The following is a 13,856-nucleotide window of genomic DNA, read 5'->3' as shown; positions in this document are numbered from 1 at the left end:
TCGAGTGGAGATCCACCGTGAAGGCGTCTGAAGTCCGCGTTTCCGGCAGACAGGCGTCAGACAACGTTCGTGCTACCGTGGCCCCCCACTATCAGGAAGCGAAATCAAAGCGTCGTCGACTCGGTGTTCGCGCTCTTGACCACGAAGTCGCCGGTGTCGGCCTCTAACCTGAGCGACCGGCCGTGGTCTCCACCGACGTCTTCGCCGAGAAGCGGGATGTCGAACGCCGTCAGCGTTTCCCGGACCTGATCGGCGTTTCGAGAGCCGATAGAGGGACCGTTCTCCGAGAAGTCGAGCATGTCGCTCCCACCGGCTATCTTCGCACGCATGCCGTCACGCGAGGCACCCTCGGCTTCGAGCGCCTCGACGAGCGCCGCCACGCCCGTGTCGGCGAACTTCGCCCGGTTACCACCTTCGACGTCCTCTGCCGTCGGCAGCATGACGTGGACGAGGCCGGCGACACCCGACGCCTCGTCGTAGATGCCGACGCCGATACAGGACCCCAGGCCGCTGGTCGTCAGCACGGCCGAGTCGGTGGCCACCCGATACTCGGCGATGCCGACTTTGATACGCTCAGGTTGGCTCTGTTGGGCACTCTCTGTCTGGCTGCCGTCGTACACCTTCATTATTCGAATATCTGTTCGACGTCCGCCTCGGTCTCGTCGGCACGCTCGACGTCTAAGTCTTCGAGCGCTTCTCGCAGTTCCTTCTCGTTCGGTAACGCGTGTATCTCCGCGTTGAACTCGACGTCGTCGGTCCGCATCGTCGAGTTGATGATGAACGCGTGTTCCTGGTGCTGGCCGACCTGTGCCGCGAGCGGGTCGACGATGGACCGGCCCATGTCGTGGACCAGTCGCGGCGGCGTGTGGTCGACCGACGTCTGGAGCACGTTCGCCCACCCGTCGACGAACCCGCTGGTCATGATGTTGCCGAGTTCCTCGATAGCAGCCTTGTGCTGGTCTGTCACGCTGTCGCCGTCCGTCTCGACGGGCATCATCGCCTCGGCGACGTTGACCGCCGACACTTCGTCGAACAGCACCATCAGGTAGCCACTCGGGACGCCGGTGAACTCGACGACGGTCCCGACGTAGGTGTCGGTCCCGATCTGTTTGGGCACGTCCTCTATCGGCGCGAAGCTGATTTCGGTCACTTCGGCGTCCGTCGGGATCCCCGTCATCATCTCGACGTTGCCCGCGGCCTGTTGCGTGCCGTTCGTGGTCATCTCGTTGAACGTCTGGAGTTTGTCGATGGGGATAGCGTCGGCCTCGGGGTCACCGTGTTCCATCATCATCTCCGCGAGCGGCTCGTACTCGGGGAGCATGTAGATGTAGAAGTTGACCGATTCGCCGACCCACTCTATCTCCGACTTGAAGACGAACACCTGCTGGTGCTCGTCGGACTCCGGTGCCTCGGGCAACACGTCCTTGCCCGACTTCTCGATGTACTCGGGCGGGGAGTGGTCGATGGTCGAGTCGAGGTAGTCGGCCCACCCGTCGATGAACCCGCTCATCATGATGTTGCCGATCTCTGTGACGCTGCTTTGGGCCATCGCCGGGTCGTCGCTCGCTCCCGGCATCAGGGAGTCGGCGATGGTGTCTGCCGACTCCGTATCGAAGACGAGTACCGTCTCCCCCTCTAGTGCCCCCTCGAACCCGAACTGGACGCCGACGAACTCCGATCCGGTGAGACCCTCACCGACGTCGGCCCGGTCCAGCAGCGTGATCTTGGTCACGTCGACGACGGCGTCGATACCCGTCATCTGTGCCAGCGACTGCGTGGCCTGCTGGGCCCCCTCGTGGGCGAGTTGGTTGAACGTGCCGAGCGACTGGATGTCGACGTTCATCTATGTCGGGACGACGTCTTCGATGGCCTCGATGACGCTCGGTTTCTGGAACGGCTTCGTGATGTACCCGTCCGCGCCGGCCTTGACCGCCTCTTTCATCTTCTCTTCCTGACCGACGCTCGTACACATGATGACGTTCGCGTCCGGGTTACTGGACTTTATCTCGTCGGTCGCCTCGATACCGTCCCGGATGGGCATCACGATGTCCATCATCACCAGGTCCGGCGTCTCTTCTTTGTACACTTCGACGGCCTCCACGCCGTTCTCGACCTCTCCGACGATAGTGTGGTCCTCTTCGAGAATCTCCCGGAGGAGGTTACGCATAAACTCCGAATCGTCAGCAATCAGTACGTCTGGCATGACCTATCGACACGAAGTACCGTGATGAGCTAAATAAAGGTGTCCCGTAAATTATCGCCTCTGATACCGGTGTACTGCGGGCGGACGGCACGCTCGTCGTCGCCCCGCTCACAGCGTCGGCAACAGGTCAGCGACGACCCGGACGAGGTCGAAGGCGTAGGCTCCGTACTCGAAGTACACCAGTCCCGACAGCACCAGCAACGCCGTCGTGAACCCGGCCGGCAGTGCGAGTCCGACCGCGACAGCACGGGGAGACACCCGCGTGGGCGCGGCCGTCCGACCGACGACTGCGATAGCACAGACGGCCGCCGCCGCGAGGTTCCACAGCGCGTGATACTGCACGGCCTCCCCGAGTGCCAGCCCGAGACCTACGATGCCGCCGAGGACGACGACCACTGCAAACAGGAGACTGAGGGCGTAGGCCCGGATCAGCCACCCGGTCGCGTCGGTTACGGCCGTCCGAACCGCGGGCACCCGGCAGACGCCGTACACCGCGAGCGGGACGACCGGATGGAGGTACCGCACCGTCAACTGACTGTAGAGCGGCAAGCGAGGGAGGTAGATGACGGTCAGGACCACCGCGAGTGCCACGACGAAGAGGTCTGTCTGGCGTCGGGGCGAGAGACGTCGTGGCTGTGACGGGCGGAGCGACCGCCGCTCGGTACCGACCAACCGCCGGCCGACGAGCACCGGCAACGCCAGCAGCGTCCCGAGTATCGGCGTCGCCTCCAGCAACGCGAGTTCTATCACCTCGTACTCGTTGAGCCGGTATTTGACCCCCGGAATGTGGCCGCTCCGGACGAAGACGTTCGAGAGGCGGGCCGGGTCGTCGAGGGTTCTGACCCCGTCGACGACCGCCCCGCCGGCGAACTCGCCTATCGGCCCCGTCGCGTCCAGTACCGTACCGAGCGGCGAGCTATCGGGTCCCCCGCTGGCACCCTCGCCACCGGAGTCGGTACCGTCCGCCGGTCCGCCGCGTTCACCGCCAGCACCCGCGTTTCCGCTCGCTTCGCCGTCTGTGGCCGGCGAGAACTCGACACCGCCACCGCCCTCGACGTTCGGTAGCAGGCGCGGCGGTTCCGCGGGATTGCCGGAGATAGCGGAGTTCGTCGCCAGCATCGGCGTCGCCGCCAGCAGGAGGACGAGGCCGACGACCAGCAGGTCTCGCGGGCGGTTCGACCGCGCCGTCAGGAGGTCCACGACGCCGAGGACCCCCACGACGAAGAACGCCTCGAAGGCGTGGACCCACGTTATCACGCCGGCGAACGCGTACGCCGCCGCTCTGGCTCGGAGCGCCGCCCGCCCCTCGGACCGCCTGCTCACGGCGAAGGCGTACACCGCCGCGAGGACCAACGCAGCCACCAGCGTGTGTCGTTTCGGGATGGTCGCCCAGAAGCCGACGGGTGTCGCGAGACCGAGTGCGGCGCCGGCGGCCAGACCGACTCGTCGCCCGTGCCAGTCGGCGACCAGTCGGTACAGCACGAGTCCGGCCGTCGCCGCCGCGGCTATCGTCGACAACTGGTAGGCCGCCAGCGCGAGTCGGGTCGGGTCGAGATCCGTCGCCGTCAGGACGCTCCCGGCAAAGAGGAGCGCGACGGCCATCGAACCGACGGTGACCGTTCGCTCCCGGTCCGCACCGTCGAGTCGGCCGACCTGCGTGACGAACGCCAGTCCGAAACCGGCCCACAAGCCGGCGAGGAGAAGCCGCGGGTCGACCACCGTGGCGAGCCCTTCAAGCGCCCAGACCAGCGGCACCGCCAGCGCGAGTTGGCCGTAGTTGCGCCCGTACAGCAGTCCGTCGACCCGGTGGAGGCCGGGCTGTGACCCCAGCGTGAGCGAGTAGCGAATCTCCGTGACGTGTAACTGGCCGTCGGCGAGTGCGACCAGCGTGTTCGCCGTGGCGTAGGTGTCCTGGAGGAAGATGCCGACGCGCCACGTCAGCCCGAACCAGCAGAACAGGCCCAGCCACAGGACCAGTCCGTACCGGTCGGCGAACGCCCAGCGCGCGAGGGTGCGGAGACGCCGCCGCACGGCGGCACCGTCGCTCACGTCGCCACCTCCACGGTCACGTTCTCGCGATAGACCGTCCGGTCGGCGGTGAAACTCTGGACGCGGACCGTCAGGGTGCCGTCGTACGTCTCCGCCGCTGCGGTGCCACGCGCCAGCCCCTCGTCTTCAGGGACGAGTCGGTACGTCCCCGGCCCTCCTACGACCGTCGTCTCAACGAGGTCGACGTCGATATCCGGCACCGAGACGAGATAGATCAGCCGTGGCCGGCCGGTGACCGACGCGACGTGGACCGTCGCCGTCGGCGGCCGGAGATACTCGACCGCAGTGCCGAATCGGCCGTCCGTGACACGGATAGCTGCCGTCTCGGCGCGGACCGACGACACCGTCGCGGTCCCCTCACCGAAGTCGGAAACTCGCTCGGCCGTCACGTCGCTGCCCGCGAGCGGGCCCGTCGACAGCGAGACGACGACGACGAAGAGTGCAACACCAGCCACCAGATACCGTCGGACCATCGTCTGCCGGAGAACCGCCCCCACCGGTGTTAAAACTCTCGCCGCTCAGAACTCCGCACCGTCCCGCTCTTCGACCGCTTCGACGAGGTCCGCGATGCTGTCGTCGGGGGAGAGACCGGTCGACCGGACCATCTCCTTGAAGCTCCCCGGCGGATACTTCACGGGCACGTTCGACTCCGAAAGGAGGATGCCCAACACGTCTTCGACGGGCGTCGACCCGTCCATCTGCCGGCCGTACCAGAGCATGAAACTCTCGAAGGCGGTGACGATGTCGTTGGAGACGAGCTGCTGCTGGTCGACGTCGCCGTCGAACTTCGCCGTCACGTCGAAACCGTACCGGCTGTTCGAGTCGGCCATCTGTTCGGCGATCCACTCGTGGACGTTCGCGTCGGTGAACTCCGGGGTCTCGGGTTCCGGGTCCGGCACAGGCTGTGGGCCCGGGTCGGAATCTGCGGATACCTGATTGCCGTAGGAGTCGTCGGTCCGCACGTCCGGTGAAACGACGTATCGCCCTTCGTCTATCTCCGTGACGTGGTCGTCGTCCGCGATATCCAGTTCCTCCGGGGAGAGTATCTTGCCGTCTTCCGGATTCGGTTCGTCTGACCCCGGGGTCATACGCACTAGTGCGTGAGGGAGTGGTATAATTCCGTCGCTGGTAGGGGCCACTGTCAGGAGACGCGTGGCTGGTGGGGGTTCGCTATCGAGAAAAGAGAAATGGTAGCCGGCTTACAGCGTGACGGCGGAGTTACCGGACAGGGTCTCCGGAACGACCAGGCGGACGGTCGTGGTGCCACCGGACTGCGTGTTCAGTTGGATCGTCGCGGTCGCACCCTCACCGAGGCCGTTCCCCCCGCTGTCGAGTGCGGCCGAGTCGAACTGGAGCGTGGCACGGTCGGACGGATCGTTCAGGACGTTACTGTCCGTGATAGACGTGTCGTCGTCCTGAACGGTCGAGACGTTGAAATTGGTCGAGTTGGCGGTATCGCCCTGCGTCAGATCGTACGACCCAGAGGAGTCGACCCACTGAGCGATCGTGCTTCCGATGTCGATGTTCGCCGCACCGGGCGCTTTCTTCACCGTGATTTCGACGGTCCCGACTTCCTTCGTGCTGGAGTCGATGTTGGTCCCGACCGTACTCACCACTTCGAGACGGTTGGTCACTTGGTCACTGCTCTGTTGACCGGTCTCCTCGGCACTGCTCTGGAGGAATCCGGCCGTGTTGATCAGGACGCCCGCGGCGATCGCGGCGACCAGCACCATCGCGATGAACACGATGAGGGTACCGATACCGACCTGCCCGCGGTCGTCGTCGTTTCGTAATTCCGTGAACATTGATATTTCCGGGCCTGTCTGACCCTACCAACAGTCAATCTTTCACCAGTAATAATACCTCCCCCCAAAATATCCATCCTGATAACAGGGCATTCAGCCCCTGAAAATCCGGTTTACCCGAATTTATCCCCTCGATATCAGACCGAGGCGTGATGTGAATACGTCTGTGAACGAACGGGTAGGCGCCTCTGAATCGCCCCGTCGATAGCGTACGCTCGGTCCAGTATCCGCCCGCCACCATCGGCAGCTCGGTAGAAAACGCGTCATTAATTCCTCGCACATGTGCGCGAGAGTCCTGATTCGAGCGACGGCGAGAAAGGGTCGGTCAACACGACCGGATTGGCGTGTGTCGACAGGGATAGTAGCCATTGAAAATCGATGCACACCTGACCGCACGACGGCGGTGCGGTCGGTGTGTGAATCGTTTCAATTGTTACTCTAGTCACTCGTAGGTGACGAGGCTGTACATCACGAACAGATATCCGAACGTCGTCAACCCGCTGTTGACCAGAAGCAGTGAGCGCACCCCTTCGAAGTCGTTGACGAACGCACTGATCATCGTCGCGGCCGCACCCGCGACGGCCAGCGAGAACCCCAGCGAGAGGTGGAGCATCGCTTCCCGGGACGTCTGGACGTACGCCCGCATCGCCATCCCGACCATAGTGAGGCCGGCAACGACAAACACGAGCGTCGAGATGGCATAGAGGAGTTCTATCATCGGCACTGAGTACGGCTATGCGAAACCCGTTATTAAATCCACCTTCTAAAATATCTGTCCTGATAATCAGGAGAAAAACGACGAGAGACGCTATCCGTCCGAAAGCGTCCGCCACGCTTCGTCGAGTTTGTTGGTCACTTCCGAGCGCTCTTCGACGTTGATCGTCAGATCTTCCTCGAAGTCCACGCTGACCTCGTCGACGTTCCGTCGGTACACCTTGATTCGGCGCCGGTCGTCCGAGAGGATGTTGTCGTGGAGTTCCAACAAGTCGTGTTTGGTGAGTTCGTCGATACGGCGGTAACAGGTGGCGATAGGGATACCGAGTTCGTCGCTCAACTCCTGCGCTGAGACCGGTTCGTCGGTAGCGTCGAGTATCTCGGCGCTGTATTTGTTCCCCAGCGTCTGGAGAAGATCCGCTGAAGCCATCGTTATCAAATCATGAATTTAGATTTTTATAAAACTATCGCCGGTGATACTACGTGAGTTCGGCCGTAATGATCGAGTAACGTGAAAACGGAGAGGAGCCGGCCTACGGGACCTGATTCCGGCGTTTCACCCAATAATAACGGCTTAAGCGACCCCTATATCGGGGACTCTTCTTCGCTCATCATCGAGAACGCGCTGGCGTTCTGATGGACTTTGATCCCGCCCCAGTCGATCTCCATCGGATAGATGTCGGTCTCGATGTTCTGCTTTCGCATCTTCGCGACCCAGACGTAGCGGTTGACACCAGTGTCGGTCGGCGTCTGGATCAGGTAGATGTTCCCGTCGGTGAGGTAGTTCTCGAGCCCGATCTCCGTATCGGGGAAGACCGCCCCCTGCTCGTTCGTCAGGAGCGACGTCAGTCCGTTCTCGCGGAGGATGTCGGTGAACTTCAGTAGGTAGGTCCGCTTTTCGGTCTCGTCCTCGAAGAACAGTTCGAACATCGCCAGCGAGTCCAACACTAGCCGGTCGTACTCGTCGTCCTCTAGATCGTCGAGGAGGAGTTCCAGCGACGAGGAGAAGTCGTTCTCGCGGAGCAGTACCTGCTTGTCGTACACCTTGATGTCGCCGTTATCGACGTACTCGGGCCACTTGTCGAACCCGAGCGATTCGGCGGCCTGCCGGAGGTCGGACTCGTTCTCCTCGAAAGAGAGGTAGATCCCCTTCTCGTCGAACTGTTCGACACCGTTGTAGAGGTACTGGAGGCAGAGAATCGACTTCCCGGCACCTGGATTCCCGCTGATGAGGGTCGTCGAGTTTGTCACGATACCACCGTTGAGGATGTCGTCGAGGCCGTCGATGCCCGTTTTAGTTTGCTCTATCATTGTATCTGGGTCGGAAGGAGGTTGTGTAAGCCTGTGTCGCAGATGTTAAAAAGTCTTGTTCACGAACGCCCGGGAATAGCGGTTTTCAGCCCTCGCTGTGGACGATTGCCGGGTCGACCCAGATGACGAAGTCGTCGTCGCGCTTGACCACGCCACGGATAGATCCCGTGTCGTTGGCGGGGGACTGATCGACCTGTTCGGGCGATATCTGGACCACCTGAAACACCTCGTCGACGAGCCATCCCGCCGCCCCCTGATTCTGGACGATGGCCGGGTCGAAGACGATGATTCGCTTCCCGTCGGTGTCGTCGTCGATACCGAAGACAGTCTTCGGGTCGACGATAGAGGTGGTCCGACCGCGGAGGTCCATGACCCCCTCTACGTGCGCCGGCGCGTTGGGGACCTGTGTGAGGTCACCGACGTCGACGATTTCGGTCACGTAATCGATGCTGACGCAGTAGGTCTCCTCGCCAAGTTCGAACTCGAGTACCTGGCCGGTCGTGGCTGACTGTGCTGACATGGGTCCCGGAGTACCAGAACGTGGTCGGTAGGTGTGTATAAAGATGTCTGCTGGACTATCAACTTTGATTACGTGGGCGGAGTCTTTATTTCGGGCCGAACGGGAGTACGGCACAGGAATGCAGATGCTCCGCCCGCAAACGACGCCCACGTCACGGGAGTCCGTGTGACGATGGCCGGTGGTGTGCGCGCAGTCGTCGCAGACGACTCCCACTTCATGCGAAGTGTCATCTCCGACATTTTAGCTGAGGGAGGGATCGACGTCGTCGCACAGGCCCGGAACGGACGGGAGGCCGTCGAGGCAGTCGTACAGCACGAACCCGACGCCGTGACGATGGACGTCGAGATGCCCGAGATGAACGGCATCGAGGCCACAGAGCGAATCATGGCCGAGCGACCGACGCCGGTCCTGATGCTGTCGGCCCACACCGACGAGAACGCCGACGTCACCTTCGAGGCGCTCGATAAGGGCGCGGTCGACTTCTTCACCAAACCCGGCGGCGAGGTGTCGATGGAGATGTCCCGGCTGAAAGACCAACTCGTCGACATCGTCTCCTCCGTAGCCGAAGTCGATGTCGGCGGGAGCGGCCAGTCGGCGACGACGACGGCGCGACAGCGCGACCGGTCTCGGCCCGAGTCGGCGTCGTACACGGCGAACCCGACGCTCGTCGTCGGGTCCTCGACGGGCGGCCCGAAGATGGTCGAACAGGTGCTGTCGGCCCTGCCGCTGTCGGCCGACCTCAGAGTCCTCGTCGTCCAGCACATGCCGGAAGGGTTCACGGGCCGGTTCGCAGAGCGCATCGACGCGCGAAGCGACTACGACGTGACGGAAGCGACGGATGGGGCGCGAATCGGCGGGGGCGAAGCGCTCGTCGCTGCTGGCGACCGCCACATGGAGATCAAGAACTACCGGAACGGACGCCTGCGGGTGAAACTGACGCAGGAGGACCCGGTCAACAGCGTCCGACCGGCCGTCGACGTGACGATGGCGACGGCCGCCGACGTCATCGACGACCCCCTCGTCGGCGTCATCCTCACGGGGATGGGCGAGGACGGTGCGGACGGCATCCGGCGCATCAAAGCGGCGGGCGGCCGGACCATCGCACAGGACGAAGCCACGTCGGCCGTCTACGGGATGCCAAAGCGAGCGGTCGAGACTGGCTGCGTGGACGACGTGCTCCCGATAGACGACATCGCGAACGGTATCTTAGATACGATTACGACAGAGGTGACCTCATAATGGACGACCAGTATCTCGACGCATTCATCCGCGAGAGCGAGGAGGCGATAACGGAACTCAACAACTCTTTGCTCGACCTGGAATCGGACCCCTCCGACGAGGAGGCGATGGACGCTATCTTCCGGACCGCACACACGCTGAAGGGGAACTTCGGCGCGATGGGGTTCGACGACGCGGCGAATCTCGCCCACGCGATGGAGGACCTCCTAGACGCGATGCGGCAAGGCGAGATGGAGGTCACGCCGGACGTGATGGACCTCGTCTTCGCCGGTGTCGACCAGATAGAGGTCATCGTCAAAGAGATAGAGGCCGACGGCGAGTCACAGACCCAGACCGACGAGATGGTGACCGAACTGCGGTCCGTCCTCGAAGAGGGCGCCGAGGCCGCCGGCGAAACGGCGGCCGGGGGCGAGACCACCGAGACGGACGACAGCGGCGACGCCACCGACATCGCGCCGACCGACATCGACCTCGACCCGAGTGCGGCCGACGGGCAAGTCGTCCACGTCTCGGTCAGCGTCGGCGACTCCGACATGCTCGGCGTGGACGCGATGCTGGCACTGGAGGCCATCGAGGACGTCTTCGACATCCTCGCCTCGGACCCCGAGCGACCGAGCGTCGAGGACGGCGAGTTCGAGGAGACGTTCGACCTCTATCTCGACGCCGCCGACGCCTCGACGGTCGATGCGGAACTGGGGACTCTCGGCAAGGTCGACACCTTCACCGCGACCGACGTGACAGACAGGTTCGAACCGGCCGGCGAGGCCACGACCGAGGCAGGTACCGACACCGACCTGAACCCCGCCGCGACGGAGGACGAAGAACACAGTGTCGACGAGATCAAGTCCGTCCGAGTGGACGTCGACCAGTTGGACGACCTGCACGGACTGGTCGAGCAACTGGTGACCAGCCGTATCAAGCTCCGCCGCTCGGTCGAACAGGAAGACGTCGACTCGGCAGGCGAGACGCTGAACGAACTGGACAAGATCACGGCGAACCTCCAGAACACGGTGATGGACATGCGGCTCATCCCGCTGAAGAAAGTGGTCGGGAAGTTCCCGCGACTGGTCCGTGACCTCGCCCGCGAACTCGATAAGGACGTCGAGTTCGAAATAGAGGGCGAGGACATCGAACTCGACCGGACCATCCTCACCGAGATTTCGGACCCGCTGATGCACATCCTGCGAAACTCGGTGGACCACGGCATCGAACCACCGGCAGAGCGTGAGGCGGCAGGCAAGCCCGCCACCGGCCACATCACGCTCCGGGCCACCCGGGAACGGGACCACGTCATCATCGAAGTCGAGGACGACGGTGCGGGCCTCGACGTCGAGGGCATCAAGCAGAAAGCCATCGAGAAGGGCGTCCGCTCACCCGAGGAGATAGAGGCGATGGACGACTCGGCCATCTACGACCTCGTCTTCCACCCCGGGTTCTCGACGGCCGACGAGGTGACCGACACCAGCGGTCGCGGGGTCGGGATGGACGTCGTCCACGACACCGTCACGCAACTCGACGGCTCCGTCAACGTCGAGTCCACCGAGGGCGAAGGGACGACGGTCGCACTCCGCCTCCCCGTGACGATGGCTATCGTGAAGGTGCTGTTCGTCGAAGTGGGCGACGAGGAGTACGGCGTTCCCATCAAGAACGTCGACGAGATCACCGCGACGGACGCGACCAAACGGGTCAATGGCAAGGAAGTCATCAAGCACAACGACGACATCTACCCCGTCATCCATCTCGACGATACGTTCGACGTCCCGGGAGAGACGGCGAACGGTGACGGCATGCTGATTCGCATCCGGGAGTCCGAGCGACAGGTTGCGCTGCACTGTGACTCGGTCAACAGTCAGGAGGAGGTCGTCGTCAAACCCCTCGAGGGGATCCTCTCCGGAACGCCCGGCCTCTCCGGGACGGCCGTGCTGGGCGACGGCAACATCGTCCACATCCTCGACGTGGTGACCCTATGAGCAAAGGCAACGACCGCCAGTTTCACCGCCTGCTTGAGTTCATCGGGTCGGAGATGGACTTCGAGTCGGGATTCTACAACGACGCGTACCTCGACCGACGTATCACCGCGCGGATGCGCCGGACCGACACGGAGACCTACCGGGAGTACAAGCGCCTCCTCGAACGCGACGACGGCGAGCGCGAGCAGTTGCTCGACTCGCTGTCTATCAACGTCACCGGGTTCTTCCGGAACCCGGAGGCGTGGGAGCACCTGCGGCCGGTCCTGCGCGACCTGACCGCCGAGAACCGGCGAGTGCGACTCTGGTCCGCGCCGAGCGCCGACGGTCGTGAACCGTACTCGGCGGCGATGCTGGCGCTCGACGATCCCGAAGTGGACGACAGTCGCATCGAGATAACCGGGACCGACATCAACGCCGACATCCTTCGGGAGGCCAGACGCGGCACCTACGAGACGTCACAGACGACGGACATCGCCGAGGAACTCGCGCCGCTTGATGACTACAGCGAGTACGTCGAGGAGGACGGCAACACGTTCCGGGTCCGTGACAACGTGACGGACATGGTGACGTTCCAGCAACACGACCTCATCCGCGGGGACCCGAAACGGGACTTCGACCTCGTGTTCTGCCGGAACCTGCTCATCTACATCGACACCGAGTACAAGGTCCCCATCTTCGAGACCATCCGCGGGTCGCTACGAGAGGGCGGTTACCTGATGATCGGGATGACCGAGACGCTGCCCACGGAGTGTCGGGACGCGTTCGAACCGGTCGATAAACAACACCGCATCTACCGACGGGTATGAGCCTCTACGAACTCGAACGCGACGGCGAGGTACAGGAACTCATCCGTCTGCTTCGAGAGAGCGACAACGAGCGAGTGACCGTTCGCGCCGCGGAGTTGCTCGGCAACTTCCCGGACCACGACGACCGCAAAGACGTGGTCAGCGCGCTCGTACAGGCCGTACAGACCGACAACGACGCCGTCACGGCGGCGGCTATCGACTCGCTCGACGAACTCGGCGGCGACGCCATCGAGCAACTCATCGGGGGGATGGCCGGCATCGAACTCGACGACGACGCCGCCGACTGGGTGCGGGCGAAGGCGTTCATGCAGGCGCTCGACGCCGAGGTCCCGGAGTTGCGGATGGCCGCCGCCAACGGTCTGGGCCGACTCGACCAGACGGACGCCGTCCCGAAACTCACAGAGCGCTTCGAGGACCCGGACCCGCGCGTACGGGCGCGGGCCGCCCGGTCGGCGGGAAAGATCGGTGACTCGCGGGCGACCGGCCCGCTGGAGTCGCTGCTGACAGACCCGAAAGTCGCGGTACGTCGGGAGGCCGCCGAGGCGCTGGGCAACATCGGGAACAGACAGGCCCTACAGGCCTTGCTCCCGATGTACGAGGACGACAACCAACAGGTCCGGCGCATCGCCGTCGGCGCGTTCGGGAACTTCGAGAACGACCGCCCGGTCGACTATCTGGTCGAGGCGCTGTCGGACGACTCGGCCGGGGTCCGTCGAACGGCCGTCTACTCGCTCGTCGAACTGCTCTCGAACGTTCCGACCGAACAGAGCCACGACATCCGCGAGACGGTGGTCGAAAAGCTCTCGAACACGGACGACCGCAGCGTCGTCGTCCCGCTGGTCGAGATACTCGAAGAAAGTACGCAGGACGCCCAGCGGCGGAACACCGCGTGGTTGCTGGGCCGGGCGACCAGCGAGGCGGAACGGGACCGCGTCATCGACGCCCTCGTGAGCGCACTGGCCGACGACGGGCAGATGCTCCGGCAGTTCGCCGCGACGAGCCTCGCCGAACTCGGCGGCGAGGACAACATGGTCGAACGCCGCCTGCTGAAACTCGTCCAGGACGACAGCGTCGACCCCGAGGTTCGCGGGCAGGCCATCTTCACGCTGGGGAAGGTCGGCGGCGAGCGCTCTCGAAAGGTCCTCGACAAACTCATCGACGAGACGGACCACGACATCGTCCGGAAGAAAGCGTTCTCGGCCATCTCGAAGCTGGGTGGGCGTCGATGAGCGGGCCCCG

Annotated in this window: 15 protein-coding genes; 4 read left to right on the top strand and 11 right to left on the bottom strand. The window is 63.6% G+C overall.

Annotated features, from left to right (window positions below; all coding sequences use genetic code 11):
- Positions 1–104: 104 nt before the first annotated feature.
- From NDI85_RS15915 to NDI85_RS15865, 11 genes are all read right to left on the bottom strand, one after another.
- A complete protein-coding gene (locus tag NDI85_RS15915; RefSeq protein ID WP_188999797.1) occupies positions 105–626 on the bottom strand; it encodes a chemotaxis protein CheD in 522 nt (173 codons plus the stop codon).
- Positions 626–1,843: a chemotaxis protein CheC gene (locus NDI85_RS15910; RefSeq protein ID WP_188999801.1), complete on the bottom strand. Its 1,218-nt coding sequence runs from the start codon at positions 1,841–1,843 to the stop codon at positions 626–628. Before NDI85_RS15910 ends, NDI85_RS15915 begins: the two co-directional genes overlap by 1 nt.
- Positions 1,844–2,203 (bottom strand): chemotaxis protein CheY, encoded by a 360-nt coding sequence (cheY, locus tag NDI85_RS15905; protein WP_166967876.1) that lies wholly within the window; start codon positions 2,201–2,203, stop codon positions 1,844–1,846.
- A 108-nt stretch (positions 2,204–2,311) separates the two neighbouring features.
- Entirely contained in the window at positions 2,312–4,252 is a 1,941-nt protein-coding gene (locus NDI85_RS15900; protein WP_310916325.1) for a hypothetical protein, read from the bottom strand.
- Complete coding sequence (locus NDI85_RS15895; RefSeq protein WP_188999807.1) at positions 4,249–4,725, bottom strand: hypothetical protein; 477 nt, start codon at positions 4,723–4,725, stop codon at positions 4,249–4,251. Before NDI85_RS15895 ends, NDI85_RS15900 begins: the two co-directional genes overlap by 4 nt.
- A 45-nt stretch (positions 4,726–4,770) precedes the next feature.
- A complete protein-coding gene (locus NDI85_RS15890; RefSeq protein ID WP_310916324.1) occupies positions 4,771–5,340 on the bottom strand; it encodes a hypothetical protein in 570 nt (189 codons plus the stop codon).
- Positions 5,341–5,451: 111 nt separating this feature from the next.
- Positions 5,452–6,057, bottom strand: coding sequence for an archaellin/type IV pilin N-terminal domain-containing protein (locus NDI85_RS15885; protein ID WP_166967866.1), 606 nt, complete (start codon positions 6,055–6,057; stop codon positions 5,452–5,454).
- A 442-nt stretch (positions 6,058–6,499) separates the two neighbouring features.
- A complete protein-coding gene (locus tag NDI85_RS15880) occupies positions 6,500–6,775 on the bottom strand; it encodes a hypothetical protein (protein ID WP_166972900.1) in 276 nt (91 codons plus the stop codon).
- Positions 6,776–6,865: 90 nt separating this feature from the next.
- Positions 6,866–7,201: a helix-turn-helix domain-containing protein gene (locus NDI85_RS15875; RefSeq protein WP_166967864.1), complete on the bottom strand. Its 336-nt coding sequence runs from the start codon at positions 7,199–7,201 to the stop codon at positions 6,866–6,868.
- 155 nt (positions 7,202–7,356) lie between these two features.
- Positions 7,357–8,082: an ATPase domain-containing protein gene (locus tag NDI85_RS15870; protein ID WP_188999813.1), complete on the bottom strand. Its 726-nt coding sequence runs from the start codon at positions 8,080–8,082 to the stop codon at positions 7,357–7,359.
- Between the two features lie 85 nt (positions 8,083–8,167).
- Positions 8,168–8,602 carry a chemotaxis protein CheW gene (locus tag NDI85_RS15865; protein WP_188999816.1) on the bottom strand — a complete coding sequence of 145 codons (435 nt, stop codon included), beginning with the start codon at positions 8,600–8,602 and terminating at the stop codon, positions 8,168–8,170.
- Positions 8,603–8,773: 171 nt separating this feature from the next.
- Between NDI85_RS15865 and NDI85_RS15860 the strand changes: the two genes are divergently transcribed.
- Genes NDI85_RS15860 through NDI85_RS15845 form a run of 4 tightly spaced genes read left to right on the top strand, consistent with a single transcriptional unit; the run spans position 8,774 to position 13,846 of the window.
- Positions 8,774–9,841 carry a chemotaxis response regulator protein-glutamate methylesterase gene (locus NDI85_RS15860; protein WP_188999819.1) on the top strand — a complete coding sequence of 356 codons (1,068 nt, stop codon included), beginning with the start codon at positions 8,774–8,776 and terminating at the stop codon, positions 9,839–9,841.
- Positions 9,841–11,811, top strand: coding sequence for a chemotaxis protein CheA (cheA, locus tag NDI85_RS15855; RefSeq protein WP_188999822.1), 1,971 nt, complete (start codon positions 9,841–9,843; stop codon positions 11,809–11,811). The genes NDI85_RS15860 and cheA overlap by 1 nt, the downstream gene beginning before the upstream one ends.
- Positions 11,808–12,617 carry a protein-glutamate O-methyltransferase CheR gene (locus NDI85_RS15850; RefSeq protein WP_188999825.1) on the top strand — a complete coding sequence of 270 codons (810 nt, stop codon included), beginning with the start codon at positions 11,808–11,810 and terminating at the stop codon, positions 12,615–12,617. The genes cheA and NDI85_RS15850 overlap by 4 nt, the downstream gene beginning before the upstream one ends.
- The gene (locus tag NDI85_RS15845) at positions 12,614–13,846 is read left to right on the top strand and encodes a HEAT repeat domain-containing protein (protein ID WP_188999828.1); all 1,233 of its coding nucleotides are present in this window, start codon (positions 12,614–12,616) and stop codon (positions 13,844–13,846) included. The genes NDI85_RS15850 and NDI85_RS15845 overlap by 4 nt, the downstream gene beginning before the upstream one ends.
- Positions 13,847–13,856: the final 10 nt, after the last annotated feature.

It is taken from the genome of Haloarcula sp. S1AR25-4 (assembly GCF_031624555.1).
In the GTDB taxonomy this organism is placed as follows: Archaea; Halobacteriota; Halobacteria; order Halobacteriales; family Haloarculaceae; genus Haloarcula; species Haloarcula pellucida.
Note: the sequence above shows the minus strand (reverse complement) of the source record. Positions and strands in the feature narration are given on the sequence as shown.

Bases quoted from the DNA above. Each gene is read 5' to 3' on its own strand.
- NDI85_RS15915 (WP_188999797.1), bottom strand. From the start codon at position 626: ATGAAGGTGTACGACGGCAGCCAGACAGAGAGTGCCCAACAGAGCCAA.
- NDI85_RS15910 (WP_188999801.1), bottom strand. From the start codon at position 1,843: ATGAACGTCGACATCCAGTCGCTCGGCACGTTCAACCAACTCGCCCAC.
- cheY (WP_166967876.1), bottom strand. From the start codon at position 2,203: ATGCCAGACGTACTGATTGCTGACGATTCGGAGTTTATGCGTAACCTC.
- NDI85_RS15895 (WP_188999807.1), bottom strand. From the start codon at position 4,725: ATGGTCCGACGGTATCTGGTGGCTGGTGTTGCACTCTTCGTCGTCGTC.
- NDI85_RS15890 (WP_310916324.1), bottom strand. From the start codon at position 5,340: ATGACCCCGGGGTCAGACGAACCGAATCCGGAAGACGGCAAGATACTC.
- NDI85_RS15885 (WP_166967866.1), bottom strand. From the start codon at position 6,057: ATGTTCACGGAATTACGAAACGACGACGACCGCGGGCAGGTCGGTATC.
- NDI85_RS15880 (WP_166972900.1), bottom strand. From the start codon at position 6,775: ATGATAGAACTCCTCTATGCCATCTCGACGCTCGTGTTTGTCGTTGCC.
- NDI85_RS15875 (WP_166967864.1), bottom strand. From the start codon at position 7,201: ATGGCTTCAGCGGATCTTCTCCAGACGCTGGGGAACAAATACAGCGCC.
- NDI85_RS15870 (WP_188999813.1), bottom strand. From the start codon at position 8,082: ATGATAGAGCAAACTAAAACGGGCATCGACGGCCTCGACGACATCCTC.
- NDI85_RS15865 (WP_188999816.1), bottom strand. From the start codon at position 8,602: ATGTCAGCACAGTCAGCCACGACCGGCCAGGTACTCGAGTTCGAACTT.
- NDI85_RS15860 (WP_188999819.1), top strand. From the start codon at position 8,774: ATGGCCGGTGGTGTGCGCGCAGTCGTCGCAGACGACTCCCACTTCATG.
- cheA (WP_188999822.1), top strand. From the start codon at position 9,841: ATGGACGACCAGTATCTCGACGCATTCATCCGCGAGAGCGAGGAGGCG.
- NDI85_RS15850 (WP_188999825.1), top strand. From the start codon at position 11,808: ATGAGCAAAGGCAACGACCGCCAGTTTCACCGCCTGCTTGAGTTCATC.
- NDI85_RS15845 (WP_188999828.1), top strand. From the start codon at position 12,614: ATGAGCCTCTACGAACTCGAACGCGACGGCGAGGTACAGGAACTCATC.